The organism is Falsiroseomonas sp., from assembly GCF_051859025.1.
Classification (GTDB): domain Bacteria; phylum Pseudomonadota; class Alphaproteobacteria; order Acetobacterales; family Acetobacteraceae; genus Falsiroseomonas.
In genome coordinates, this window is record NZ_JBHYGL010000039.1 from 138291 (window position 1) to 163162 (window position 24872).

Annotated in this window: 20 protein-coding genes; 2 read left to right on the forward strand and 18 right to left on the reverse strand. The window is 71.2% G+C overall.

Features of this window, described 5'->3' with window-relative positions:
- Position 1 precedes the first annotated feature (1 nt).
- Complete coding sequence (locus ACTIE5_RS26600; protein ID WP_439552755.1) at positions 2 to 709, reverse strand: RraA family protein; 708 nt, start codon at positions 707 to 709, stop codon at positions 2 to 4.
- A 203-nt stretch (positions 710 to 912) separates the two neighbouring features.
- Here ACTIE5_RS26600 and ACTIE5_RS26605 point away from each other — a divergent pair, with 203 nt between their 5' ends.
- On the forward strand, positions 913 to 2568 hold the full coding sequence (locus ACTIE5_RS26605) for a methyl-accepting chemotaxis protein (protein WP_439552756.1): 1656 nt from the start codon (positions 913 to 915) through the stop codon (positions 2566 to 2568).
- Positions 2565 to 3743: a PP2C family protein-serine/threonine phosphatase gene (locus ACTIE5_RS26610; RefSeq protein ID WP_439552757.1), complete on the forward strand. Its 1179-nt coding sequence runs from the start codon at positions 2565 to 2567 to the stop codon at positions 3741 to 3743. Before ACTIE5_RS26605 ends, ACTIE5_RS26610 begins: the two co-directional genes overlap by 4 nt.
- A 48-nt stretch (positions 3744 to 3791) precedes the next feature.
- On the opposite strand, the gene ACTIE5_RS26615 is transcribed toward ACTIE5_RS26610, so the two are convergent.
- From ACTIE5_RS26615 to ACTIE5_RS26695, 17 genes are all read right to left on the reverse strand, one after another.
- A complete protein-coding gene (locus ACTIE5_RS26615) occupies positions 3792 to 4358 on the reverse strand; it encodes a fasciclin domain-containing protein (RefSeq protein ID WP_439552758.1) in 567 nt (188 codons plus the stop codon).
- Positions 4359 to 4487: 129 nt separating this feature from the next.
- Entirely contained in the window at positions 4488 to 7112 is a 2625-nt protein-coding gene (locus ACTIE5_RS26620) for an ATP-binding protein (protein ID WP_439552759.1), read from the reverse strand.
- Positions 7113 to 7161: 49 nt separating this feature from the next.
- Positions 7162 to 8487 carry a response regulator gene (locus ACTIE5_RS26625; protein WP_439552760.1) on the reverse strand — a complete coding sequence of 442 codons (1326 nt, stop codon included), beginning with the start codon at positions 8485 to 8487 and terminating at the stop codon, positions 7162 to 7164.
- Positions 8484 to 9524 carry a chemotaxis protein CheB gene (locus ACTIE5_RS26630; RefSeq protein WP_439552761.1) on the reverse strand — a complete coding sequence of 347 codons (1041 nt, stop codon included), beginning with the start codon at positions 9522 to 9524 and terminating at the stop codon, positions 8484 to 8486. The genes ACTIE5_RS26625 and ACTIE5_RS26630 overlap by 4 nt, the downstream gene beginning before the upstream one ends.
- Positions 9521 to 10669 (reverse strand): chemotaxis protein CheW, encoded by a 1149-nt coding sequence (locus ACTIE5_RS26635; protein ID WP_439552762.1) that lies wholly within the window; start codon positions 10667 to 10669, stop codon positions 9521 to 9523. The genes ACTIE5_RS26630 and ACTIE5_RS26635 overlap by 4 nt, the downstream gene beginning before the upstream one ends.
- Positions 10662 to 11462 (reverse strand): CheR family methyltransferase, encoded by an 801-nt coding sequence (locus ACTIE5_RS26640; RefSeq protein ID WP_439552763.1) that lies wholly within the window; start codon positions 11460 to 11462, stop codon positions 10662 to 10664. The genes ACTIE5_RS26635 and ACTIE5_RS26640 overlap by 8 nt, the downstream gene beginning before the upstream one ends.
- A 6-nt stretch (positions 11463 to 11468) precedes the next feature.
- Entirely contained in the window at positions 11469 to 11891 is a 423-nt protein-coding gene (locus ACTIE5_RS26645) for an ATP-binding protein (protein ID WP_439552764.1), read from the reverse strand.
- A gap of 188 nt (positions 11892 to 12079) precedes the next feature.
- On the reverse strand, positions 12080 to 14410 hold the full coding sequence (locus ACTIE5_RS26650; RefSeq protein WP_439552765.1) for a xanthine dehydrogenase family protein molybdopterin-binding subunit: 2331 nt from the start codon (positions 14408 to 14410) through the stop codon (positions 12080 to 12082).
- A gap of 26 nt (positions 14411 to 14436) precedes the next feature.
- Positions 14437 to 15846 carry an FAD-dependent oxidoreductase gene (locus tag ACTIE5_RS26655; protein ID WP_439552766.1) on the reverse strand — a complete coding sequence of 470 codons (1410 nt, stop codon included), beginning with the start codon at positions 15844 to 15846 and terminating at the stop codon, positions 14437 to 14439.
- Complete coding sequence (locus ACTIE5_RS26660) at positions 15843 to 16451, reverse strand: cysteine hydrolase (protein WP_439552767.1); 609 nt, start codon at positions 16449 to 16451, stop codon at positions 15843 to 15845. The genes ACTIE5_RS26655 and ACTIE5_RS26660 overlap by 4 nt, the downstream gene beginning before the upstream one ends.
- 5 nt (positions 16452 to 16456) lie before the next feature.
- Entirely contained in the window at positions 16457 to 18511 is a 2055-nt protein-coding gene (locus ACTIE5_RS26665) for a hydantoinase/oxoprolinase family protein (RefSeq protein WP_439552768.1), read from the reverse strand.
- Positions 18508 to 20184 (reverse strand): hydantoinase B/oxoprolinase family protein, encoded by a 1677-nt coding sequence (locus ACTIE5_RS26670; protein WP_439552769.1) that lies wholly within the window; start codon positions 20182 to 20184, stop codon positions 18508 to 18510. The genes ACTIE5_RS26665 and ACTIE5_RS26670 overlap by 4 nt, the downstream gene beginning before the upstream one ends.
- Positions 20181 to 21572 carry an MmgE/PrpD family protein gene (locus ACTIE5_RS26675; RefSeq protein WP_439552770.1) on the reverse strand — a complete coding sequence of 464 codons (1392 nt, stop codon included), beginning with the start codon at positions 21570 to 21572 and terminating at the stop codon, positions 20181 to 20183. The genes ACTIE5_RS26670 and ACTIE5_RS26675 overlap by 4 nt, the downstream gene beginning before the upstream one ends.
- Positions 21573 to 21592: 20 nt before the next feature.
- Positions 21593 to 22294, reverse strand: a complete 702-nt coding sequence (locus tag ACTIE5_RS26680) for an ABC transporter ATP-binding protein (protein ID WP_439552771.1) — start codon at positions 22292 to 22294, stop codon at positions 21593 to 21595.
- Entirely contained in the window at positions 22287 to 23048 is a 762-nt protein-coding gene (locus ACTIE5_RS26685) for an ABC transporter ATP-binding protein (RefSeq protein ID WP_439552772.1), read from the reverse strand. The genes ACTIE5_RS26680 and ACTIE5_RS26685 overlap by 8 nt, the downstream gene beginning before the upstream one ends.
- Positions 23045 to 23995: a branched-chain amino acid ABC transporter permease gene (locus ACTIE5_RS26690; protein WP_439552773.1), complete on the reverse strand. Its 951-nt coding sequence runs from the start codon at positions 23993 to 23995 to the stop codon at positions 23045 to 23047. The genes ACTIE5_RS26685 and ACTIE5_RS26690 overlap by 4 nt, the downstream gene beginning before the upstream one ends.
- The gene (locus tag ACTIE5_RS26695; RefSeq protein ID WP_439552774.1) at positions 23992 to 24870 is read right to left on the reverse strand and encodes a branched-chain amino acid ABC transporter permease; all 879 of its coding nucleotides are present in this window, start codon (positions 24868 to 24870) and stop codon (positions 23992 to 23994) included. Before ACTIE5_RS26695 ends, ACTIE5_RS26690 begins: the two co-directional genes overlap by 4 nt.
- Between the last annotated feature and the right edge of the window lie 2 nt (positions 24871 to 24872).

Sequence of the window (24872 nt, forward strand, 5' to 3'; positions counted from 1 at the left end):
TTCAATGGATGTCGTCCGCCCTGGCAATCGCCTCGGCCAGCTTCGCCGCGCTGAAATCGGGCGATTTGCAGAGGTCGAGGATCACCTTCTCCTTCCGCGCGCCCAACTCGATCGCCGCCGGGATCAGGCGCACGACGTCATGGGGGATCACAACGGCGCCGTGGCGATCGGCGTGGATCACGTCCTCATGCGCCACATGCATCCCGTGGATCGTCACCTCCTGCCCACAAGCCACCATGTGGACATAGGCGTGGGACGGGTTGACCACGCCGGCCACCAGCTGGAAGCCGGGCGCCAGCATGTCCAGGTCGCGGATCGACCCGTTGGTCACGCAGCCCTGCGCGCCCAGCGCCTTGTGCACGGCGGTATGGACTTCGCCCCAGAAGGCGCCGACGCCGGGCGTGTCGTCCAGATCCTGCAGCACCACCACGGTCGGCAGGCTGGCGCGCTCCACATATTCGTACCAGCCGATGCGGATGGCGCGATCCTGGTCCTTCGGGCGGCCCGATGGCTGCGCGGCACGGATGGTGCCGGTGCGGGCCAGGCCACAGATCGGTGGCAGCTTCGGATCGGCGCAGACCATCGGCCGCACCGTGAAGCCATGGCCGCGGCGACTGGGCGCCACGAATTCCAGGGCGTTGCAGATCGTCGGCGTATCCCATTGCCGAAGCGCCTCAAGGTCTTCCGCCGTGAAGGGATGCTCGGCCATGGCGTTTCCTTTCCTCCTGCCCATCGGGGCCGGCGCAGGATCGGCCGGGGATGACCAGCCGTCAAAGGGGTAGCCAAGCTTGTTGCCGGACCCCGCGGCCTGTAGCCTCACCCTTGGTTGATAGAACCCGGCCCGGACCGTCCCATGGCTCATATGCGCCCCTGCCCCGCCACCTTGCCCCGGAACGCGGGGGAAGCGGCGGCATGACGAAGCCGGACGTCACGCTGCGCGGCAGCGGCGGCCGCGCGGAGACGTCCGACGGCCTGGCCGGCGCCCTCGCACCGCCCGGCAGCGGCGGCCTGCGCGGCTGGCTCGGCCGCATCGGCGTGCGCGCGGGCCTCATCACCCTGCTGATGGTGATGGTCGTCGGCCTGCTCTCCGGCTCCGCCCTCGTCGTCGTCGCCCGCCAGCTCGCGATCATCGAGCAGTTCGGCGGGCGGGACCGGGAAGCGGACACATCGGTGGACGAATTGGCGCTGCATGTCGCGGATTTCTCCTCCGCCTTCGCCAGCGTCATCGCCGGCGTGTTGCAGCCCGGCCCCACCGCCAACCGCATGGTCCGCAACGGCGAACTCGTCGGCAATTCCTTCGACGCCGTGAACCGCCTGCTGGCGGCCGATATCGACCCCATCGTCATGGGCGGCGGCGGCGACATGGCCCGCCGCCTGCCCGAATTCACCGAACAGGTCCGCGCCGCCTTCGCCGCCCGCCAGCGCACGCAATTCGCGCCGCTGCATGAGGAATGGCTGGATTTCGCCAGCGCCTTCAACCGCGTCGCCACCGCCGCGCGGGCGGAGGTGAAGCGCCGCTCCGACGCCTCCCTCGCCGCGGCGCATGAGCTGGAACGCCAGGCGCGCACCATCGTCATGGGCGCCGGCGCCGTCGGCCTGGTGGGCTGCGCGCTGGTCTGGATGGTGCTGGTGCAGGGCCTGGCGCGCCCGCTCGGCCGGCTGGCCGGCGCCATGGTCAGCCTCTCCCGCGGCGCGGTGGAGACGACCGTGCCGGGCACGGACCGCACCGACCAGGTCGGCGACATGGCGCGCGCCGTGCTCGTGTTCCGGGACAACCTCGTCGCCGCCCGCAACCTGACGGAGACGGCGCTGGAGAATGCGCGCCGCACCGCCATCGCCACCACCCAGGCATCGGATGCCATCGGCCAGGTCAGCGACGGCGCCATGACCCAGCTGGCGGAGCTTCGCCAGGTCGAGGAAGCGCTGGGCCAGACGCAGGACGCCGTGCGCGAAGTCGGCCGCACCACGCAGGAAAGCAGCGACCGCGCCGATGAATCGAAGGCCCTGCTGGCGGAGAACCTGGTCAAGCTGCGCAGCCTGATCGAGCTGGTGGATGCGGTGGCGGAGGATACGGAGCGCGTCACGCGCATCGCCGGCACCATCGCCAAGATCGCGACCCAGACGAACATCCTGGCCATCAACGCGGCCATCGAGGCCGCGCGCGCCGGTGAACACGGCCGCGGCCTCGCGGTGGTGGCGGAGGAAGTCCGCGCGCTGGCCGCGAGCAGCGAGACGCTGGCGCAGGAGATCGCCGATGTCGTCCTCGTCGCCGGCCGCCGCACCCGAGAGGGCAGCGGCACCGCCGCGGCGGTGGGGGAGGCGATGGATGAGCTGGAGGCGATCGTGACGGAAAGCGCCCGCCTGGCCGGCGCGATCGCGGTGGCGATGGAGGAACAGCAGGCGACCGTCACCTCCATCACCGATCGCGTCAGCACCCTGTCGCGCATCGGCCAGTCCAATGCGACGGCGGCGGAGGAAATCACCGTCACCATGATCGACCTCTCGAAACTGGCCTCCGAGACCCGCGCGGTGGTCGAGGCGATGGCGTCTGATCGGAACGGGGCATGAGCGGGCAGCAGGCGGTGGACGGGGATGTCGAGATCCTCGTCGTGGATGACAGCAGCTTCAACCGGCTGGTCCTGAAGCGCCGGCTGGGGGAGCTTGGCTACACCAAGGTCACGATGGCGGAGGATGGCGTGCAGGGCCTGGCCGCCCTGGAACGCCAGCGCTTCGACGTGGTGCTGCTGGACCTCGAGATGCCGAACCTCGACGGCATCGGCGTGCTGGAACAGTTGCACGCGGCCCGCGGCGCCGCGCCGCCCGTCATCGTCATCTCCGCCCTGACGGAGATGGAGAAGATCGTCCGCTGCATCGAACTCGGCGCGGAAGACTATCTGCCGAAAAGCTTCGACCCGCCGCTGCTGCGCGCGCGGCTTGGCGCGGTGCTGGAGAAGAAGCGGCTGCGCGAGGTCGCCGACGCCCGGCTGCACGCGCTGGAGGCCGAGCTGGAATCGGCCCGTGCCGCGCAATTGTCGCTGGTGCCACGGGATTTCACCGCGGCCGCCACCGGCGCGCTCTCCGTCCATGCGGCCATGGTGCCGGCGCGGCAGGTCGGCGGTGATCTCTATGACTGCCTGCGGCTGGATGCGAAGCACATGCTCTTCGCCGTGGCCGATGTCTCCGGCAAGGGCGCGCCGGCGGGGCTCACCATGGCGCGCACCCTCGGCCTGATGCGCGCGGCGGCGAAGCGCCTGTCATCCGATGTCGGCGCGCCGGACCCCGGCGACATCCTGACGATGACGAATGACGACCTTTCCGCCGACAATGAAAGCCAGACCTTCGTCACCGTCGTGGTCGGCGTCATCGATGGCACCACCGGCACGGGCCGCGTCGCCGTCGCGGGGCATGACCTGCCCGTGGTGCTGGGGGGCGGCGCGCCCCGCCTGCTCGGCCCGCTGCGCCGCCAGCCCGCGCTCGGCGTGATGGAGGGCATTCCCTACGCCTCCGACAGCTTCTCGCTGGCGCCGGGCGAATCGCTGTTCTGCTATTCCGATGGCGTGTCGGAGGCCGAGGACAACCAGGGCGGCTTCTTCGGCCAGGCGCGGCTGATGGCGGCGCTGGCGGAGGCGGGGACGGACCCGCGCCAGGTTGTCGAAGCGGTACTCCGCGCCGTCAGCGCCTTCGCGGATGGCGCACCGCAGGCGGATGACATCACGGCGCTGGCGCTGAGGCACGCGGGATAAGCGCCACGCGGGATAGGGCGGGGCGGGAAGCACCCCGCCCCGAAACGCTCAGCCCGCGACGAAGCCGTTCGTCACGTGGAAGACGCCGTCGCTGGCCAGCACGTTGCCGCGCGTCACTTCCGGCGTCGGGCGGCCGGCCGCCAGAGTCACGCCTTCGCGCGCCAGGCGCGCGGTGCGTTCGCCCGTCGCGGTCACGGTCAGGCGCGCGCGGTCCCAGGTGACGATGGTGTTGCGGCGCGCCGCGATGTCCGGGAAGCGCAGCAGGCCCCAGGCCGCATTGCCGAAGACCAGCGCCTGCATCTGCGCACGCTGCGCTTCCGTCGGCTGCGCCGGCGGGTTGTCCAGCAGCGCCAGGGTCGCCGCCGGCAGGCCGTTCAGCGAATCATTCGTCGGCGCGAAGAGGGTCACGGCGCCGTTCTGACGGCCGAGGCGCGACGTCGCGCCGCTGACCACCAGCGCGTTCACGAAGCGGGTATGCTCCGGCTTGCTGCGCAGCAGGGACAGGATGTCGATCGTCCCGTCCTCCGGCACGATCCGGGGCGGGGTGGGGGTCTGGCAGGCGGCGAGCAGCAGCGTCAGGCCGCCGGCGCCGAGCGCGTGGCGTCGGGAAATCACGGGCAGATCCTTCCTGTCAGAATCCGGCGCAAAGCCCTTGGCGCCGGTAGAGAGTGGGTGGGAGCGTCTACCCGCCCCGCGCCGCAGCGTCCAGCAGGGCCAGGCAACCGGTGCGCAACCGGTCCGCGATCAGCCCGCGATCCCCTCCGGCGCGAAGCCGTCGGGTTCCAGCACCACCACCGGCTCCCCATTGCCCAGCACGCCGACGCCACCGATGCCCGGCAGCGCCGCCAGGGCCGGATGCAGCGGCCGCAGCAACAGGTCCGTCCGCCGCTGCACCGCGCCGACCGACAGGCCGAAGGACCGCCCGCCAGACTTCACGATCACGATCGCGCCGCCGCCGCGCGCCTCCCCCGCCGGCAGCCCCAGCACGGCGGCCAGGGACAGCACCTCGCAGCCCGGCGCCGCGCCAGCGTCCAGCACCGCCTCCACCCGCGCCGCCGGCAGCGCGTAGGGATGGCCCGCCACCTCCACCAGCAACACGGGCTGCACCGCGGCCGTCAGCGGCAGGCGGAGCGTGAAGCTGGTGCCCTGCCCCGGCGCGCTGGCGATCTCCACCGTGCCGCCCGCCCGGCGGATGGCGTCCTGCACCACATCCAGGCCGACGCCGCGGCCCGAAGTCTCCGTGATCGTCTCGGCGGTCGAAAAGCCGGGGCGGAACAGCAGCGCGTGGACCTCATCGTCGCTCATGCGCGCGGCCTGCTCGGCGCTGACCAAGCCGCGGGCCGTGGCGCGGGCCAGCACCCGGGCGCAATCGATGCCGCGGCCATCCTCGCTGACGCGAACCCGGACCTGGCCGGTGCGGCGGGCCGCGGAAACGCGCAGCGTCGCGCGGCGCGGCTTGCCGGCCTCCTCCCGCTCCTCCGGCGTCTCGATCCCATGGTCCACCGCATTGCGGGTGAGGTGCAGCAGCGGGTCCGCCAGCAATTCCACCAGGCTGCGGTCGATGGTGACGTCCTCGCCCTCCATCACCAGTTCGACCTCCTTCGCGGAGGCCTGGGCCACGGCGCGCACCACGCGGGGCAGGCGGCCGAACAGCGTGCCCACCGGCACGACGCGCAACTCCATGACCGAATCGTCCAGCCGCCGCATGCCCACGGCCAGGCGGTTCTCCGCCCGCTCCAGCGTTTCCTGCACCTGGCGCAGCCGGCCGACGGCCTGGCCCAACTCCCGCGCCGCACCGCCGGCCAGGCGGCGTTCCAGCGCCCCGAGATTGGCCAGCGCCTCCGTCATCCCCCCATCCGTCAGGGCTTCCGCCAGGGCGAGGGAGGCCGCGCGGACTTCCGCTTCCAGGGCGATGATCTGGTCGATCGTCTCCTGCCGCACGCGCAGCGTCACCGGCGCGGCGCGCATGGGCGCGGCCTGCTCCGCCACGCCGGCACCCTCCGTGATGGGCGAGAGTTCCAGCACGACGGCGCGGGCGGGATCGGCGGCGGTCACGGCGCGGGACAGCGCATCGGCCTCCGCCGGGCCGGCCAGCAGCATGTCGAGATGGGGGGGCTGCGCGTCCAGCACCGTGCGGCTGGTCAGCACTTCCGCCTCCGCCGCCAGGGCCGCTGCCACGGCGGCCTCGGCTTCCGCTGGCACGCCGGTGGCCATCCGCAGGCGGTAGAGCACCCGCCCGCCTTCAAGTGCCGCCAGCGCGCGGCGCCGCCCTTCCGCGCCCAGCAGCGGCGCGAAGGCGGCGGGGATGCGCGCATCCGCCTGTTCGGGGCCCGGCCCCACTTCCTGCGCCTGACGCAGCGCGGCCAGCCCACCTTCCGCGGCGCTGCGCAGCCGATCGGCGATGACCGGGCCCTGCGCCGCCAGCGTCGCCGCCGCATCGGGCTCGGCGGCACGATCCGCCAGGTCGGCCAGCGACAGCAGCAGGTGTTCCAGCCCCTCCAGCCCGAAGGCGGCCGCCACCTCCGCCGCTTCCTGCGCGGCCGCCATCGCCGCGGCCGCGTCGCCGCCCGCCGTCACCGCTTCCGCCTGCAGGGCCAGCGCGGCAAGCCGCGGGCCGAGCGCCGCCGATTCAGTGCCTGGCGCACCCGCCAGGCGATCGGCCCCCGCGGGTTCCCCGGCCTCGGCCTCCAGCAGCGCCAGCATCCGCCGCAACCCGCCCAGCGCCGCCAGCGCCCCGGCGCCGCCGGCCTGCGCCGCCAGCCGGTCGAAGCCCGCGCCGAGCCGCCCGAGCCCCAGCATCCGGGAGGCATCGCCGAGATCGGCAGCCTCCCGCAGCGCCTCCGGCCGCCGTTCCACGGCCAGCGCCGCCAGCAGGGGCGCGGCCTCCACGGTCCGGGAAGCGAGCGCGCCCAGCAGCGCCGCCGCCGGGCCGGGCGAAGGCGCGGCTGGCGGGGCGGGCGCGGGGCTGGGCTGGCGGGATGGGGCCGGCACATTGCCATCGGCCAGCGCGCCGAGCCTGGCCAGCAATTCCGCCGGCGCGGGCACGTCCTTGTGCTGCTCGATCACGACCGCACGCTGGCGCCGCAACACATCGACCGCGGCCAGCAGCGCGTCGGCGATGGCGCCTTCCACCACCAGCCTGCCGTTGCGCGCCAGGCCGAGGATGTCCTCCGCCCGATGCGCCACGTTCTTCATCCCCGGCGCGCCGAGCGCATCGGACATGCCCTTCAGGGAGTGGAAGGCCCGGAACAGCCGGTCCACCGCCGGCCGGTCCGCGGCCGCGCCGCCCGCCAGGATGCGCTCGATGGCATCGAGGTGTTCTTCCGACTCGCCCGCGAATTCCTGCCAGAGGCCCTCGTCGTCAATCATCGATCGCTCCGCCAGCCGGGGATCATAGGCCGCTCCGCGAGCCGGGGGCTCACCGCGCTGCCTCCACCGGCAGCCCGGCCGCACGCCGGGCGGTGCGCAGCAGCGCCTCCCCCTGCCGCTGCTTGAGGTCCGGGCTGAGGGCGCCGGAGGGCTTGCCGACGATGCCGGCAACGCCGAGCCGCCTGGCCTCCACCGCCGTCGCCGATCCGGGCCGGGCGGCGGAGGAGACGATGACGACCTGGCCGATCCCCTCCAGCGCCCAGCGCCGCATCACGCCGATGCCGTCGAGTTCAGGCATCTCGATATCCAGCATGGTCAGGTCGGGCTGGCAGTCGCGCATGGCGGCCAGCGCCCGCACGCCATCGGCGGCTTCGCCGACCACCTCGAAATCCGGGTCCGTCGCCAGCGTCTCCCGCACCAGGCGGCGCATCATGGCGCTGTCATCCACCACCAGGACGCGGCGCTTCGCCGCGGTGGGGGCCGGGGCGAAGGGCAGATCCTGGCCGGCAATGGCGATGGCGGCGGCGTGGGAGGCCAGCGCGGTCGCGTCGAAGGGCGGCTCCGCCAGCAGGGTGCGCAGCGAATCGAGGCCCAGCGCCTCCGCCATCGCACGCAGCGAATCGGCGGCTCGGGCGGCCTCCGCCTCATCCGTCGCCGCGGCCAGCCTCAGGCAGCCCGCCTGGAATTCGGGCGTGAAGGCCGCCAGCATCTCCGGGTCCAGCGCCGCCGCGGCTGGGGTCGCCAGGGGGGCCACCGGTGGCGTCGACGGGGCCGGTGGCGGCCGATCCTCGCCATGCGCCACGATCAGCGCGGCATGGCTGGCCAGCACAGCAGCCAGGTCACGAAGCCCGGCCGCATCGAAGGGATCGAGCAGCGGCAGCGCGCGGTCAAGCAGCAGCTTGAGCGAGGCAAGCCCCGCCGCGCCGGCCAGGGCCCGCAGCCCGTCCAGTGCCCGCCCCGCGGCGCCTTCGTCGCCCGCCGCCGCCAACTTCGCGCAGGCCGCGTCGAATTCCGGGGCCAGCGCATCCAGGATCTCCCGGTCCAGGCTCGGCGCCGGCGGTGGCGGCGCCGCGGCAGCGGGGGGCGGGGCTGCCGGCACGGGGGCGACATCCGCCCCGGCCTCCCCAACCGCGCGGGCCTGGCGTGCCAGCGCCTCCGCCGCCCGATGCAGGGCGGGCAGGTCCAGCGGGTCGAGCGCCAGCGCCGCATCCTCCACCATCCGCGCCAGCGATGGCGCGCCGAGTGCCGCCGCCATGGCGCGCAGCTGGTCCAGCGCGCGCTGCGCCGGCGCGGCATCCCGCACCATCGCCAGCCGCACGGCCTCGGCCTCGAATTCCGGGACGAAGGCGTCGAGCATCTCCCGGTCCAGGGTCATGCCACGCGTTCCCGGGTGAGAGCCTGGACGCGGCGGCCGAGCCCCGCGGGGTCCGCCGTCTCCACCGCCAGCCCACTCTCGATCACCGCGCCGGGCATGCCGGCGACGACGCAGCTTGCGGGTGACTGGGCCAGCACGGGCATGCCCCTCTCCGTCATGGCGCGGGCGCCCTGCTCCCCATCCCGGCCCATGCCGGTCAGCACCACGCCCAGCGCGCGGCGCGCCACCAGCGCGGCGGATTGGAACAGCAGGTCCACGGAAGGATGCACCGCCATCGGTCCGGAGGCGAGTCGAAGCGTCAGCCCGCCCTCCCCCCCCGCCGCGCGGCGTGCCAGATGGCCATCGGTGCCACCCGGGATCACCGTGATCTCCCCCGGGATCAGCACCGGCCCCGCGCGGCCGACGCCGACCGGCACGCCCGACAGCCGGGCCAGGTGATGCGCCAGGTCCGGCGCCAGGTCGGCCGGCATGTGCTGGGCCACCACGCAGGGCACCGGCAGGCGCCCCGCCGCGGCCAGGAAGGCCGCCAGCGCATCCGGCCCACCGGTCGAGGCCCCCACCACCACCACGTCGCAGCCGCCCGCGGCCTTGACCACCCGGACCGGCCCCGCCGCCCGCGCCATCGGCCGCACCGCCGCGCGCTGCCCCGCCCAGTGCCGCAGCCTGGGCCGCAATTCACGGTCCAGCATGCCGAGGTCCACGCCGCCGAGGTCACCATCCTTGCAGACATAGTCGACCGCCCCGCGGTCCAGCGCCGCCAGCGCCGTGGCCGATCCGTCGCGCGTGTGGTGGCTCACCATCAGCACCGCCGGCGGATCGGGCAGCGCCATGATGCGCCGCGTCGCCTCCAGCCCATCCAGCTTCGGCATCTCCACATCCATGGCGATGACGTCGGGGCGAAGCTTCGCGGCCTGCTCCACCCCGGCCTCGCCATCGGCGGCCTCGCCCACCACCTTGAGGTCGCCCTCAGCCTCGATGATCCGGCGCAGCGCCATGCGCATGAAGCCGCTGTCGTCCACGACGAGGACGCGGATCAAGATGCGGCACCCAGGATGGCGGCGCGGCAAATCGGCAGGGGGGCGTCCTGGAATTCCGCGATGGCCGACACCAGCCCTTCCCCCGCCACGGCGGCGATCAGCCTTTCCGGAATGCGCCGCAACCCCGTGACGACGGACACCGCCAGCGCCACGGGCCGTACCCCCGCCAGGCGCAGCAGCGGCGCCTCCGCCCCCGGCGCCCCCAGCACGGAGGCGAGGCCGAGGCGTTCCCCGGCATCGAGCACCGGCAGCACATCCCCCCGATGCGCGGCCACGCCGCGAAAGGCGGAAAGCCGTCCCTCAGGGGTGGGGCTCGGCGTCATGGGCGGGATCACCGCCTGAACCTCCTCCACCGGCAGGGCGAAGGCCTGGCCACCGGCGGCGCAGACCAGCAGGGCGCGGACCGGTTCCGGCACCGGGGGCGCCATGACCTGGCCAAGCGGCGCCATGGCGAGTTCAGCCAGGGCCGCGTCGAGACGCGCGACCAGCGTCGCCTCCCCGGGCCGCGCGGGCTCGATCCGATGACAGGGCAGGCCGAGGCGCCTTCCGGCATGGCGGAACAGCACCAGCAACCCGGGCGGCGGGGCTTCGCCAACCGGCGCCTCGGCCGCCCAGGCGGGGTCCAGCACCATTACCGGCGCGCCGGCGGCGATGGCATAGCCCAGCGCGGCGCTGCCTGCACCCGGCGCGGGGCGCAGCGCCGGCATCGGCACCACGCGTTCCAGCGCGGCGAAGGGCAGCACCAGCCGCAGCCCGCCGATCTCCGCCGCCATCGCCACCAGCCGCGCCCGGCCGGCGCGGGCGGGCACCGCCCATCCGGCGCCGGTCGCCGCTTCCGCCGCCGGCACGGGCCGGGCGGACAGGCGCGGCGCCAGCAGCGGCAGGGCACCCGGCGGCGCCTCCTCCACCAGGGCCTCCCCCGCCATCACCAGGCGGCCGCCGGGGCCATCGATCATCACCCAGGCCTCGCCGCCCGGCAGGCCGGGCTGGGGCGTCATCACCGGCAGCGCCTGGCCGCCGATCACCACGATGCCCAGCAGCCCGGCCCCGGCGAGCGGTGCCGGCCGCAGGCGCTGCGGTTCCACCAGCTGCGCACCGGGTGGCAGCAGGAAGGCCAATCCGCCGGCGATCAGGGCTTCAGCCACCCGCATCCTCCCGCCGCCAGATGCCCACCAGGTCCCGCGACCAGAGCCGCAGGCCAAGCCCGGGGGGCGCCGAATCGGTGGGGCCCAGCAGCAGGGCGCCGCCCGGCCGCAGCGCCGCGGCCAGATGGCGCAGGACCGTCAGCTTTCCTTCCGGCGTCATGTAGATCAACACGTTGCGGCACAGGATCACATCGGCTGACGCCTCGGCCAAGCCGCCATGCAGCAGGTTCTCCCGCCGGAAGCGCACGCCGGGGCGCAAAGCCGCAACCGGTTCGAACCACCCAGCGGCGATGTCGAGTAGCGCCCGGTCCTCCGCCCGTACTTCCCGCAGCGCATCGGGCGGGCCGAGGCGGTAGCGCGCAGCCTCCGCCGCCTGCAGCGCCGGGCGGGAGACATCGACACCCAGCACCCGCCAGGGATGCCCGCTCCGCACGCCGAGGATGGCGAGCGTCCAGGCCTCCTCCCCCGTCGCGCAGCCAGCGGAGACCAGGGACAGTGGCCGCCCCGTGGCGCCCGCCACCAGGTCTGGCAGCACGATCTGGCGGAACTGGTCGAGTTGCGCGGCGGCGCGGAACATCCGCGTCTCCTGCACCGTCACCGCATCCAGCAGCGCAGCCCAGTCGGGATGGTCGATCCCGGGGCGATCCATCGGCAGCCGCGCGACCAGCGCGGAGGCACGCACCAGCCGGTTCATCAGGATCTCGGACGCGGCGAAGCCCGCCAGGGCCTCGAGCCGCGCCATCACGGCGCCGAAAGGCAGCGCGGCCAGGGCGTGCGACCCGGTATCCGGCACCGTCGGTCAGCCGACCGCGTCCAGCACGGCTGTCAGCCGGTTCAGGCCATCCTCCCGGCTGTAGCGCATCGCCTTGGTCATCTGCTGCACGAAATGAACGCCGAGTCCGCCGATCTCCCGGTCCTCCAGCGCCGCATCCGTGTCCGGCGCGGCCCGCGCCAGCGGGTCGAAGGCACGCCCGTCATCCTCCACGGTGGCGATCACTTCATCCGCCTCCGTCCGCACGGTGACGGCGATGTAGGTGGCGCCGCCCTCCCCGCCCGTGCCGTGCATGGCGACATTGGCGGCCAACTCCTCCACCACCACCGCCAGGCGATGCGCGGCCTTGGGGGAGAGACCCACCTCCTCGGCAAATCCCTCCAGCGCGTCGAGCAGACGCGGAACCTCCTCCGTATCGGGCGGTATGGTCAGGGCAAGCGGTTGCGGCACGTGAGGTGCTCTCTGGAAGCCGATCGCGGGAAGGTTAGCCGTGGCCGCGGCGCTTGTCGCGCCCCCCGCGCATCAGACCGATGCCGTTGCAACGCCGGAGGGCGGGCGACCCACCCCACGGACCAAGCGGGCCACCGGCGCGCACTGCCCGGGGGTGGGCAAGCGCTGCGCCCGGCGTCGCGGATCGATCACCCCGCCAGCGCGCGCCAGACGCGCTCCGGCGTCAGCGGCATGTCGATGTGATCGATGCCCAGCGCCTCGCACGCCGCGGAGACGATGGCCGGCGGCGCGCCGCAGGCCCCACCCTCCCCGGCCCCCTTCACGCCCAGGTCGTTGATCGGCGTCGGCACGATGTTGAAGTCGATCGCCATGTCCGGCAGGTCATCGGCCCGCGGCATGGCGTAGTCCTGGAAGGTCGCGGTCAGGAACTGGCCGCTTTCCGGATCGTACAGCGCGTGTTCCAGCACCGCCTGGCCGAGCCCCTGCGCGATGCCGCCATGCGACTGGCCATGCACCAGCATCGGGTTGATCACCACGCCCACGTCATCGACGGCGGCATAGCGCACGACGGTGAGGCGCCCCGTATCCGGGTCGATCTCCACTTCCGCGACATGGCAGCCATTGGGGAAGTTGCATTCGGTGCTGCGCTTGTAGAGCACCTGTTCGTCGAGGCCGGTCTTTTCGCCAGCCGGCAGCTTCGCGGGATCCTGGGCGGCGACCACCACCTGCTTCCACGTCACGGCCATATCCGTGCCCGCGACCGCGAATTGCCCGGCAACGAGTTCGATATCGGCCACGCCGGCTTCCAGCAGATGCGCGGCGATCCGCTTCGCCTTGGCCAGCACGGCTTCGGAGGCCCGCGACGATGCGACGCCACCCATCTGGGAGGAGCGTGAGCCACCCGTGCCGAAGCCCTGCTCCACCTGGTCGGTATCGCCCTGGATCAGTTCCACATCCTCGAACGGAATGCCGAGGCGGGCATGGACGATCTGGGCGAAGGCGGTCTCATGCCCCTGCCCGTGGCTGAAGGTGCCGACATGCAGCCGCGCCTTGCCTTCCGGCGTCATCACCACCCGCGCCCATTCCTGCGGCTGGCCGCCCGACGCCTCCACGAAATAGCCGATGCCGATGCCGCGCTTCTTCCCCGCAGCCTCCGACGCCGCCTTGCGCGCGGGATAGCCATCCCAATCCGCGAGCTTGAGCGCCATGGCCTGCGTACCGCTGAAATCGCCGCTGTCCAGCACGTTGCCGACGCAATTCTTGTACGGCATCTGGTCCGCGCGGATGAAGTTGCGGCGCCGGATCTCATCCTTGCCGATCCCGAACTGCGCCGCGCCGATATCGAGCAGCCGTTCGATCGTATAGGCGATCTCCGGCCGGCCCGCGCCGCGATAGGCGTCCGTCGGCACGGTGTTGGTGAAGGCGCACCGCACCTGGAGATTCACGGCCTGCAGGTCATAGACCGTGCCCGCGATACGCGCCCCCGCCACGGTCGGGATGCGCGGCCCGAAATCGAACAGATAGGCGCCCATGGCCGCGATGGTACGGGCGCGCATCCCCAGCGCCTTGCCATTCGCGTCGAAGGCCATCTCCGCCGTCGTCACGTGATCGCGGCCATGCGGGTCGCTCACCATCGTCTCGCTGCGATCGGACCGCCACTTGACCGGCCGGCCGAGCCGCTTCGCCGCCCACAACACCAGCGCGGATTCCGGAAAATTCTTCCCGCGCAGCCCGAAGCCGCCACCGACATCGCGGGAGATCACGCGCACCTTCTCCAGCGGCACCTTGAAGGCGAACTTCGCCAGCGACTCCCGCACCTTCATCGCGCCCTGGCTCGGGCTGTGCAGTTCGTAGCGCTCCCGCTCCGCATCCCATCGGCCGATGGCGACGCGCGGTTCCATCGGGTTGCCGACCAGGCGGTTCTGCACCAGTTCGACCCGCGCCACGGTGTGCGCCTGCGCGAAGGCCGCATCGGCCTCCGCCTCCCGCCCGTTCGACCAGTGGACGCAGAGGTTGCTGCCATTCTCCTCCCAGATCACCGGCGCGCCGGGGTCCAGCGCGCGGGCGGTGTCGGTGATGGCGGGCAGCGGCTCGTAGTCGATCTCGACCAGTTCGCAGGCGTCCTGTGCCTGGGCCCGGGTTTCCGCCACCACGGCCACGACCAGGTCGCCCACGAAGCGCACGCGGTCCGTCTGCAGAATGGTGCGCGGCGGCGCATAGAGCGGCTGCGTGCCGTCCATCGCCGGCACCTCCACCATCACCGGGAACAGGCCGATGCCGTCGGCTTCCGCATCCTGCCCCGTCAGCACCGCCAGCACGCCGGGCGCGGCGCGCGCGGCATCCAGGTTGACGGACAGTATCCGCGCATGGGCGTGGGGGGAGCGCAGCACCGCGAGATGCGCCTGGCCCTCGACATTGATGTCATCCGTGTAGGTGCCGCGGCCGGTGAGGAGGCGCACATCCTCCTTCCGCCGCACCGGTTGGCCGATGCCGAACTGGTCGCCCACCATCTGGTCCATCGAACGTCTTCCCTTGTGTTCTTTATTCAGTAGTGGCCGGCGACCGTGGCCGCGCTTTGCCCCGCGATACGCCCCAGCGTCACGGCGCTGAGCAACCCGTTGCCGGAGAGGTAGCCGCCAGCCTCCGGCCCCGAAACGCCGCAGGCCGCGCCGCCGGCCGCGAACAGGTTGGGGATGATACCGCCACCCGCAAGCCGCACGCGCGCGCCTTCATCGACCACAAGCCCGCCCTGGCTGTGGAACAGCGCGCCGGTCACGCGCACGGCGCAGAGCGGCGCGGCCAGCGGCGCCACGCCTTGCCAGTTGCGGCCGAAGCCATCCGTCGCGCCATCGCGCTTCAGGCGCGCGACATCATCGAAGGTCGAGAGGAAGGCGTCCTCCGGCAGCTTCATCAGGCGCGCCAGTTCGCCTGGCGTCTCCGCGCTGATCACCGCGCCCGCTGCCTGGGCCTGGCGGAAATCCTCGAACTGCGCGGTGATGCCGGCGATGCGGCTGTCGAAGACATCCCAGGCGACGGCGCCGGGCTGGCCCATCACGGCGACGCCCGCCTCCGAATAGCCGGAGGATTCATTCCAGAACCGCCGGCCCTCCACATTCACCTGGAAGCCGCCTTCCATGATGACGGCCCAGGAGACGAGGATGCCCTGCGGATGGGCCACGGACCCATGCCCCTGGTGGCCGGTCATGTCGCGCAGTTCCGCGCCGATCTGCTCGCCCCAGGAAAGCGCCTCGCCCTCATTCCCGGGATGGCCGAAATAGACGGCCTCCGCGAGTTCGGGGATGTATTTCCGCACGAGTTCCTTGTTGCCGGCATAGCCGCAGCAGGCGAGCACGATGGCCTTGGCGCCGATGCGTTCCTCGCTGCCATCCGGGCGCTGTGCCACCAGACCACGGAGGCGGCCCTGTTCGTCCGCAACCAAGGTGGTGACGCGCGCTTCCGTCAGCAGCGGAACGCCCGCCGCTTCCGCCGCGCTGCGCAGACGGTCCACGAGTTCCGCGCCGCTCCGGCTCGGCAGCCCATGCATCCGGCGATGCGTATGGCCCGGGTAGGAGAAGTCATGCACGACGGAAAAATCGAGCCCGTGGCGATCGGCGAGCCATTCGATCGCCTGGCCCGCATTCTGTGCGACGGTTTGCACCGTGGTGGGTTCAGCCTGGCCATGCGCCTTCTTCTGGATGTCGCGCGCGAAGGTCTCCACATCATCCTCGATGCCATGCGCGCGCTGGAAGCGCGTGCCCGCCGCCGGGATGAGGCCCGCGCTGAGGGACGTGCTGCCCCGCGGCACCGGATCGCGTTCCAGCAGCAGCGGCTCCACGCCGGCATCCAGGCAGGAGAGTGCCGCCACCAGGCCGGCCGCGCCGGCGCCGATGATGGCGACCGGGACCTCGATCTCGAAGGCCGGATTGGCCTCGGTGACGACGCGGCCGATGCTCATGACAGCGTCGCCAGTTCCTCGGCGATGGTGCTGATCTTCGCCACGGGGCGCAGCGCCTCGATCGCCGTCTTGTGCAGTTCCTCGGTGAAGGCGGCGCAGGCGTCTTCCAGCACCGTCACCTCGAACTCCCGCACATGCGCGCCGCGTACGGTGGAAGCGACGCCGCCATTCGTCACGATGCCACTGACCAGCAGCCTGCGGATGCCCGCCTTGCGCAACACCCACTCAAGCCGCGTCTGGTAGAAGGCGTCATACCCCACCTTCTCCACCGGCAGGTCGGAGGGCGCGAGTTCTTCCACCACCTGGTGGCCCCAACCCCCCATGACGAAATCGCCCTTCTTGAGGAAGGGCCGCATGGCCTTCAGGTGCGGGTCGATCCAGGGCTCGCCACCCTTGCCCGTGAACAGCGTGAAATGGGTGGAGGCGATCCACCCGCCCTTCGCCCGCATCGCATCCGCCAGCGGCTTGAGGCGCGCGGGAATGGCCGCGATGGCCGGCGCGGAATAGCCCGCGCGGCCATAGGCGCCTTCAGGATGAATGAAGTCGTTCTGCAGATCGCAGAGCAGCAGTGCGGTCTGCGAAAGGGGGATCGTCGCCTCGGCCATCGCCGTCACTCCCGTTCGATGATGAGGTTGCCGAAGCGATCCGTGCGCGCGACCAGGTCCGGATCGACGACGACCGTCGCATCCCCCTGCTCCAGGATCGCCGGGCCGTGCACGCGGGAGCCTTCCGGCAGGTCGAGCCGCGACCACACCGTGGCGGTGTGCCAGGCGCCATCGAACCACACCTGCCGCGCGCCCCGCGCCGCATTCTCCACCGTCGCATCCTTGGGTGGTGCCAGCGCCGTCAGGTCGAAATCCGGGCGGATGCCGATGGCGGCCGTGCGGAGGGAGACGATGCGGATGCCGAGGCCCGGCAGAAGGCGGCTGAAGGCCGTCTGGTAGGCAGCCTCGAAGGCCATGCGGATGATGGCCTCCGACACGCCCGTCGTGCCGTTCCTCACATGCACGGGCAGCGGTACGCCGACCGTGTGGGTCTGGCCGGCATAGTGCATGTCCAATTCGAAGCGGATCTCGATCCGCTCCACCGGCAGTCCCGCCGCTTCCACCACGGCGCGTGCGGCGGTGGCTTCCTCCACCATCCGCTGGTCAAGCGCCGCGGCATCGATGCCGTCCAGGTTGCGGTTCAGCGTCCGCACCTGGTCATGCCGCACATCGGCAATGACGCAGCCGATAGCACTCGTCACGCCGGGGAAGCGTGGCACCAGCGCCGCTTGCAGGCCGACTTCCTTGATGAGCGCGCCGACATGCAGCGCGCCGCCACCACCGAAGGGCAGCGCCACGAATTTCTGCGGATCATGCCCGCGCTCGATCGACACGAGCCTGATGGCGCCCGCCATCTTGGCATTGGCCACGCGCACCACGGCCTCCGCCGCCGCCATGGCATCGAGGCCCAGCGGTTGGCCCACATGATGCAGCAGCGCCGCCTTCGCACCCTCCACATCCAGCCGCGCCAGCGCGCCGCCGATGGGCTTGTCCGCATTGATCCGGCCCAGCACGACATTCGCATCGGTCAGCGTCGGCCGCGTATTGCCCTGCCCGTAGCAGACCGGCCCGGGCCGGCTGCCCGCGCTTTCGGGCCCCACCTGCAACAACCCGCCACGATCGACGTGGGCAATGGAGCCACCGCCGGCGCCGATGGTCGTGATCTCGATCATCGGGCTCCGGATCACCAGGCCGAAATCGATCGTCGCCTGCGCCGCCAGCGCCATCTCTCCGCCTGCGACCAGCGATACGTCGAAGGACGTGCCGCCCAGGTCGCAGGTGATCGCATTCTCGAAGCCCGCTGCCTTGGCGATGGCCGCCGCGGCGATGACACCAGCCGCGGGGCCGGACAGCGCCGTGCGCGCCGGCACGCTGCGCGCCGTCGCGGTGGACATGATGCCGCCATTGGACTGCACGATGTGGAAGCGCCCGCCGAAGCCCGCGTATTCAAGCGCGCCTTCCAGCTTGCCGAGGTAGCTCGCCACGCCGGGTTGCAGATAGGCGTTGAGCGCGGTGGTGGAGGCGCGCTCGAACTCCCGGATCTCCGGCAGGATTTCCGAGGAAACACTGACATGCGGCGTCGGCCAGATCGCGCGCACGGCCTTCGCCGCCGCGGCCTCGTTCACCCCGCTCGCATAGGCATTGATGAAGACGATCGCGCAGGCTTCGGCGCCGCGCGCCAGCAATTCACGCGCCGCGGCTTCCACCGCCGCGATATCGACAGGCGTGTGCACCGTGCCATCGGCCAGCGTGCGTTCCGGCACCTCGAAGCGCATATCGCGGTCCGTGATGGGCAGGAACTCGCCCCAGAGGCCCCAGGTGTTGCGCCGGTCCCGCCGCCGCATCTCCAGCACATCGCGGAACCCCGCGGTGGTGATGACGCCAAGCTTCGCACCCTTGCGTTCCAGCAGCGCATTGGTGCCGACCGTCGTGCCATGCACGATCGCCTCGAACCCCGCAGGCCCACCGAGCGCGCGTAGCCCGTTCATGAAGCCCACGGCCTCATCACCGCGGTTCGACGGCACCTTCGCCGTGCGGAAGGATGCCGTGCCCGGATCATAGAGGAACAGGTCGGTAAACGTGCCGCCGACGTCCACGCCGACGATGGGTGCGCTGCTCATGCCTGGTATCCGTAGTCCTGTGCCGCGCGTTCCGCGCTGACGAAGCCCAGCTTGATGTCGCGCGCGACGGCCTCACGCGGCCGCTGCATCGGGTCGCCCCATCCGCCGCCACCAGGCGCTTCGAGGCGCACGCGCTGCCCGGCCTCGATCTTCACGCCGACGATCTTGCTGGCCATGGGCGGCGTGTTCCAGCCTTCCGTCGATTGCCACGCGAAGGTGTTCAGCGCCGCCGGGTGCCCACCGCTGACGCCGAAAGGCGCATAGCGCCCGCGTTCGCCCAGCAGTGCCACTTCCGTGGTGCCCGGCGACAGCGCCTCGATCTCATAGATCGCGCCGACACCGCCGCGATGCAGCCCGGCACCACCGCTATCCGGCCGCAGCGCCCATTGCGTGAACATCACGGGATAGGCGGCTTCCAGGATTTCCGCCGGCGGGATCGTCGCGGTGGAGATCGGGTTGTTCGCGTGGTGCAGCCCATCGCTCTCCGGATTGCCGCCGAGGCCGCCGCCGAAGAAGGAGAACATGACCCAGCGCGTGCCATCCTTGCGCTGGCCGGACAGCGACAGTGCATTGATGGTGCCGAAGGGCGCCGCCGTCGCGCGTTCCGGCACCGCCTTGCCCAGCGCACCGAAGATCACGCCGATCAGGCGCAGGATCGTCTCGGTATACCCTGCCACCGGCCGCGGTGGTCCCACGCCCAGCAGCGACGAATCAGGGATCACGAACTCGATCGGCCGCAGCACGCCCGCATTCGCCGGAACATCCGGGAAGGCGTGCTTCAGCGCGACATAGCAGGCCGCCACCGTCGTCGCCCGGCTGATGTTGATCGGGCCGAGGCAGGCATCGCTGCTGCGGGAGAAGTCGAGCAGCATCGACCCGCCGCGTACCTTCATGTCCAGCGCGATGACCAGCTTCTCATCGACCACGCCGTCATTGTCGAGGTAGTCCTCGAAGGCATAGTCGCCATCCGGCAGCGCCTCGACCTCCGCCTGCATCAGCGCCGCGGCGCGGTCCGCCAGCGCGACGAAGGCCGCTTCCACCGTCGCCTCCCCGCTCTCATCCAGCAGCGCCGAAAGCCGGCGCTGGCCGAGGTCGAGCGCGTTCAGCTGCCCGTTCAAATCGCCCCAGTTGGACTGCGGCACGCGGCTGTTGGCAGCCAGGATATCCAGGATGTCCTGCTGCATCACGCCGGCGCGGATCAGCTTCACCGGCGGGAATCGCACGCCTTCCTGGTGGCTTTCCGTGGCGCGCGGATTGTAGTTGCCAGGCACGTTGCCGCCGATGTCGAGCCAATGCCCCACGCTCGCCAGCCAGCAGAACAATTGCCCGTTGCGGAACAGCGGCCGCACCAGGCGGAAGTCGTTCAGGTGAGTGCCGCCCTCATACGGATCGTTGAAGATGAAGGTGTCGCCGGGATCGAGCCCCGCGCCCGCCTGCACCCGCTTGATGACGGCCTGCACCGCGAAGGACATGGCGCCGACGAAGATCGGCAGCCCCTTCGTCCCCTGCACCAGCGTGGCGCCGGTTTCCGCATGATAGATGCCGTGGCAGGCGTCCCGCGCCTCCGCGATGATCGGGTTGAACGCGCTGCGATACAGCGTCGCGTCCATCTCGTCGGCGATCTGCTCCAGCCGTCCCTTGAGGACGGCCAGCGTCACGGCATCCAGACTCATCGTGCCAACAATTCCACCAGTGAAGTCGCCTCGTCATGCGGGCCGATCGCCAGCACCGCTTCCTCGATCGCCGTCGCGCGATCGCGCCCATAGACCGGGTCAGCCAGGTCATGGAATTTCTCGCGCACCTCGGCCTCGGAGAAGGGGTCCTCGGTATCGCCGCGATTGGTCGTGACTTCCGCCGTCAACACGCGGCCATCGTTGAGCGTGATGGCCACGCGCGCGGGCCGCAGCCCCGGCAGCATCGCCGTCATCGCCGCATCCTCATCGACCGTGACGCGCGCCGCGAGGGCCAGCGTCACGGGATCCTCACGCGCGGGTCCACGGAAGGCCGGCACGGTCGCGGCGCCGTGGCGGATGAAGGTCGCGATGGCGAAGGGGATGCTGAACTTGGCCGCCAGCATGTTGGGCGCCGTCGGGCTGTCCAGCTGCGCCGCCCAGACATAGGTGTGCACGTGAACGGACTTCACCTGGTCCGGCGTCAGCGCGCCATGCTGCGCGACGATGTTCGCCAGCGCATCCAGGGCGCCATGGGTGTAGCGGCAGGCGGCGTGGCGCTTGAAGTAGTTGCGCGCGATTTCCCAGCGGGTGCCGAGCTCCGCCACCATCTCGCCGGGCTGGAAATCGCTGGCGGCCACCTGACCGAAGATGGTGGCGACGCCGTCGCGCTCCCCCTCGAACCCCGCCCGCACCAAATCCCACACCGTGATGCCGAGCATGTTGGCGACACCGGCATAGGTGTTCCGTACCGTGCCGCCTTCCAGCATCGTCTTGCGCGAAGTGGCCAGGCCGAGCGTGGAGGCCATGTTGATGACGCCGCGGAATTCCTCCGCACTCGCGCCATGCAGCTTGGCGATGCCGGTCGCGGCGCCCAGCGTGCCCCAGGTGCCATGCGGGTGCATCGCGACATTGAGCTTGCTGGCGATGCCGACGCGGCTGCCCATCTCATACCCCAGCGCCAGCGCCATCAGCAGCGCCGCGCCATCGCCGCGCGGGGCGGCCAGCAGGGCGGGCACGACATGGATGGCGGGGTGGCCGCGGGCGTACTGGTTGCCTTCATCCAGCTCCAGCATCGTGCCTGCCGTGCCGTTCAGGAAGGCCGCGGTGCCCGGCCGGGCGCCGCCGGCAAAGCCGATCACCGGCGAATCGCCGCCGCCTTCCCGCGCGATCATCCGTGCCGCCAGCGCCTGGCATTCCGGCTCCTGCGCGCCGGACGCAATCGCACCGATGCAGTCCAGCAGCGCGAGCCGCGTGCGGGCCACGACATCGGCCGGCAGGTCGGTGAAGCGCACCTTGGACGCGAAGCGCGACCATTCGCCGAGCCATGGCGAGGGCGGCGTGGCGAGCAGTTCGGTTGCCGCGGCAACCCCCGGCGTCAGCATGGCCATGGCTTCTGTTTCCTTCCCCGTTACAGACCCAGATAGGCGCGCTTCAGCTCCGGGTCGTCGCGCACTGTGGCAGCCGGGCCCGACAGCGCGAAGACCCCGTGTTCCAGCACATAGGCGCGGTCCGCGATGTCGAGCGACTGCGCCACATTCTGCTCCACCAGCATGATGGCCAGGCCCTCGCCATGCAGCTTGCGGATCAGCGTGAACATCTCCTCCACCAGCAGCGGCGAAAGGCCGAGCGACGGTTCATCCAGGATCAGCAGCCGCGGCTCCGCCATCATCCCGCGGCCGATCGCCAGCATCTGCTGCTCACCGCCCGACAGCGTCCCCGCGCCCTGCGCCACGCGCTCCCGCAGCCGAGGGAAGGTGGCGAAGACCTTCTCCAGGTTCCGCGCGCGGTTGGGCTTGGCGCGGCGGTAGGAGCCGAGTTCAAGGTTCTCCCGCACGCTGAGGTTCGGGAAGATCTTGCGGCCTTCCGGCACCTGGACCAGCCCGCGTTCCATCACCTGCGCCGGTGACAGCCCGGTGATCCGCTGCCCGTCGAAAAGAACCTCTCCGCCTCGCGGCTTCACCAGGCCGCTGATGGTCATGTTCAGCGTGGTCTTGCCCGCGCCGTTGGACCCCAGCACGGCCACGATCTCGCCCGCCTTCACCTCCAGCGACACGCCTTCCAGCACGCGCGTCAGGCCATAGCCGGCGACGAGGTCCCTGACCTCAAGCATGGGTCTTGCCTGACAGGCGCGTGGCAGCGCCATGGCCGAGATACGCCTCGATGACCGCCGGCGTCGCCACCACCTCCGCCGGCGTTCCACTGGCGATGATGCGGCCTTGCGCCAGCACATGCACGGCCTCGCAGAGGTTCATCACGGCCTGCATCACATGCTCGATCATCAGCACGGTCACGCCGGAATCACGGATGGCGCGCACCACCGGCACGATGTCGCGGACTTCGCTGGGGTTGAGCCCGGCCAGGACCTCATCCAGCAGCAGCAGCTTCGGCTCCGTCGCCAGCGCCTTCGCCAACTCCACGCGCTTCCGCCCTGATACGGTCAGTGCCGCCGCGGGCTTGTCGAGTTCGGCCACCAGGCCGACGCGCTCCGCCACCTTCTCCGCCAGCCCGATCGCGTCGTCGCGCCGCTTGTGCCGCAGGAAGGCGCCCACCGCGATATTCTCCCGCACGCTCAGCCCCGCGAAGGGCTGTACGATCTGGAAGGTGCGCGCGATGCCGGCGCGGGCGAGGAGATGTGGCTGCCTTGCCGTGATCTCCTCCCCCTTCCACAGCACGTGCCCGCTGGTCGGCTTCTGGAATCCGGAGGCGATGGCGAACAGCGTCGTCTTCCCCGCGCCATTCGGCCCGATCAGCCCCGTGATGCTGCCCTCCTTCACGAAGAAGGAGGCATCGGACACGGCGAGCAGGCCGCCGAAGCGCATGGAGACGTTGCGGACGGCCAGGAAGGCGGGATCGGGTTCGATCACTTCGTACCCCTCCAGCGCCGGATCAGCCCGGGTATGTTCCGCGGCGGGAAGCGCACCACCAGGATCAGCATGATGCCGAAGATCACCAGGTCGATGCCCGGGATGCGGCCCACCAGGCTCTTGGTGAACTCCGACAGGCTGTGCAGCACGATGGAACCGACCACCGGCCCGAACACCGTGCCCGCGCCCCCCACGATCGGCGCCAGCAGCGCCTCCACGCTGATCCAGGTGCCATAGGCGATGGTGGCGTCGAGATAGAGGAAGTACTGCGCATACAGTCCACCCGCCGCCCCCGTCATGGCGGCCGACAGCGCGATGGCCGCCAGCTTCACGCGAAGGGCATCGACGCCAAGCGCCCGGGCCGCGTCCTCATTCTCCCGCACCGCCACCATCTGCGCGCCGAGGCGCGATCGTTCCAGCGCGCGCGTCAGCAGCATCGCCAGGACGACCATTCCAAGCACCACCCAGAAGAAGGTGCCACGGGAAGCGAACTGGAAATTCTCCGGCCGGACATCGAGCTTGATGAGCGTGCCGGCCGCGCCGCCGGTGATGTCCGACGCGTTGGCCAGCACTCGGAAGACCTCGGCGAAGGCCAGCGTCACCAGCGCGAAGTAGCTGCCCTTGAGGCCGGATCGGAAGGACAGGAAGCCGATCACCCAGCCCACCGCGGCGGCGGCGGCGATGCCGATCGCGAAGGCGGCGTAGGGGCTGATCCCATAGCGTGTCTGCAACACCGCGGTCAGGTAGGCGGTGGTGCCGAAGAAGGCGGCGTGGCCGAAGCTGTATTGCCCGCTATAGCCGCCCAGGATGTTCCAGCCCTGCGCCGCCAGGCACAGGATCAGCGTGAACACCGCGAAGTTCAGCCAGGTGCCCGCCGTGACGAACAGCGGCACCAGCGCCGCGATGGCCGCGAAGGCCAGGATCAGGGAAAGCTGCCGGTCCTTCACGCGCGCGCCCCGAACAATCCGGTCGGCCGGAACAGCAGCACCAGGATGAAGATCACGAAGATGCCCAACTGGCCGAGGCTGTCGCCGAAATAGAGGCCCGACAGGCTCTCCACCACGCCGATGAACAATCCGCCCACCAGCGCGCCCGGCACGCTGCCCATGCCGCCGAGCACCACGATGGTGAAGGCCACCAGCACGAAGGCGTTGCCCACGCGGGGGTTCACGTAGAAGGACGGCAGCAGCAGGCAGGCGGAAATCGCCAGGCAGGCGCAGCCGATCGCGAACGTCACGGCATAGACATGCTTCACATCGATGCCGACCAGCGCCGCCCCCGTGCGTTCCTTCGCCACGGCCCGCATCGCCCGCCCCGTATCCGTGCGCGTCAGCACCAGGAACAGCACCAGCGCCACGACCAGCGTCACTCCGAAACCCACGACGCGCGGGAAGGACAGCAGCATCGGCCCGGCCTCGATCACCTCCATCGCATAGGGCACCTGCACGGACAGCGTGTCGGACCGGAAGATCGCGAGCATCGCGTTCTCCAGCACGATCGACAGGCCGAGCGTCACCAGCAGGATGTTGTTATCATCCCCCTGGCTGGCCGGCATGATGACGAAACGCTGCACCAGGTAGCCGACGGCGAAGAAGATCGGCACCAGCGGCAGGATGGCGACATAGGGATCGAGCCCGAACACGGCCCAGCACACCCAGGCCGCATACATCGCCATGGTCAGCAGCGCGCCATGGGCGAAGTTGATGATGTGCAGCACGCCATAGACCAGCGTGAGGCCCAGCGCGACCAGCCCATAGACGGCACCGGTGAGGAGGCCGTTCGCCACGGCCTCCAGCACGATTTCAAGCGGAAGGGAGTTCAACG

Bases quoted from the DNA above. Each gene is read 5' to 3' on its own strand.
- ACTIE5_RS26670 (WP_439552769.1), bottom strand. From the start codon at position 20,184: ATGAGTCTGGATGCCGTGACGCTGGCCGTCCTCAAGGGACGGCTGGAG.
- ACTIE5_RS26600 (WP_439552755.1), bottom strand. From the start codon at position 709: ATGGCCGAGCATCCCTTCACGGCGGAAGACCTTGAGGCGCTTCGGCAA.
- ACTIE5_RS26620 (WP_439552759.1), bottom strand. From the start codon at position 7,112: ATGATTGACGACGAGGGCCTCTGGCAGGAATTCGCGGGCGAGTCGGAA.
- ACTIE5_RS26605 (WP_439552756.1), top strand. From the start codon at position 913: ATGACGAAGCCGGACGTCACGCTGCGCGGCAGCGGCGGCCGCGCGGAG.
- ACTIE5_RS26610 (WP_439552757.1), top strand. From the start codon at position 2,565: ATGAGCGGGCAGCAGGCGGTGGACGGGGATGTCGAGATCCTCGTCGTG.
- ACTIE5_RS26625 (WP_439552760.1), bottom strand. From the start codon at position 8,487: ATGACCCTGGACCGGGAGATGCTCGACGCCTTCGTCCCGGAATTCGAG.
- ACTIE5_RS26680 (WP_439552771.1), bottom strand. From the start codon at position 22,294: ATGCTTGAGGTCAGGGACCTCGTCGCCGGCTATGGCCTGACGCGCGTG.
- ACTIE5_RS26665 (WP_439552768.1), bottom strand. From the start codon at position 18,511: ATGAGCAGCGCACCCATCGTCGGCGTGGACGTCGGCGGCACGTTTACC.
- ACTIE5_RS26650 (WP_439552765.1), bottom strand. From the start codon at position 14,410: ATGGACCAGATGGTGGGCGACCAGTTCGGCATCGGCCAACCGGTGCGG.
- ACTIE5_RS26655 (WP_439552766.1), bottom strand. From the start codon at position 15,846: ATGAGCATCGGCCGCGTCGTCACCGAGGCCAATCCGGCCTTCGAGATC.
- ACTIE5_RS26660 (WP_439552767.1), bottom strand. From the start codon at position 16,451: ATGGCCGAGGCGACGATCCCCCTTTCGCAGACCGCACTGCTGCTCTGC.
- ACTIE5_RS26675 (WP_439552770.1), bottom strand. From the start codon at position 21,572: ATGGCCATGCTGACGCCGGGGGTTGCCGCGGCAACCGAACTGCTCGCC.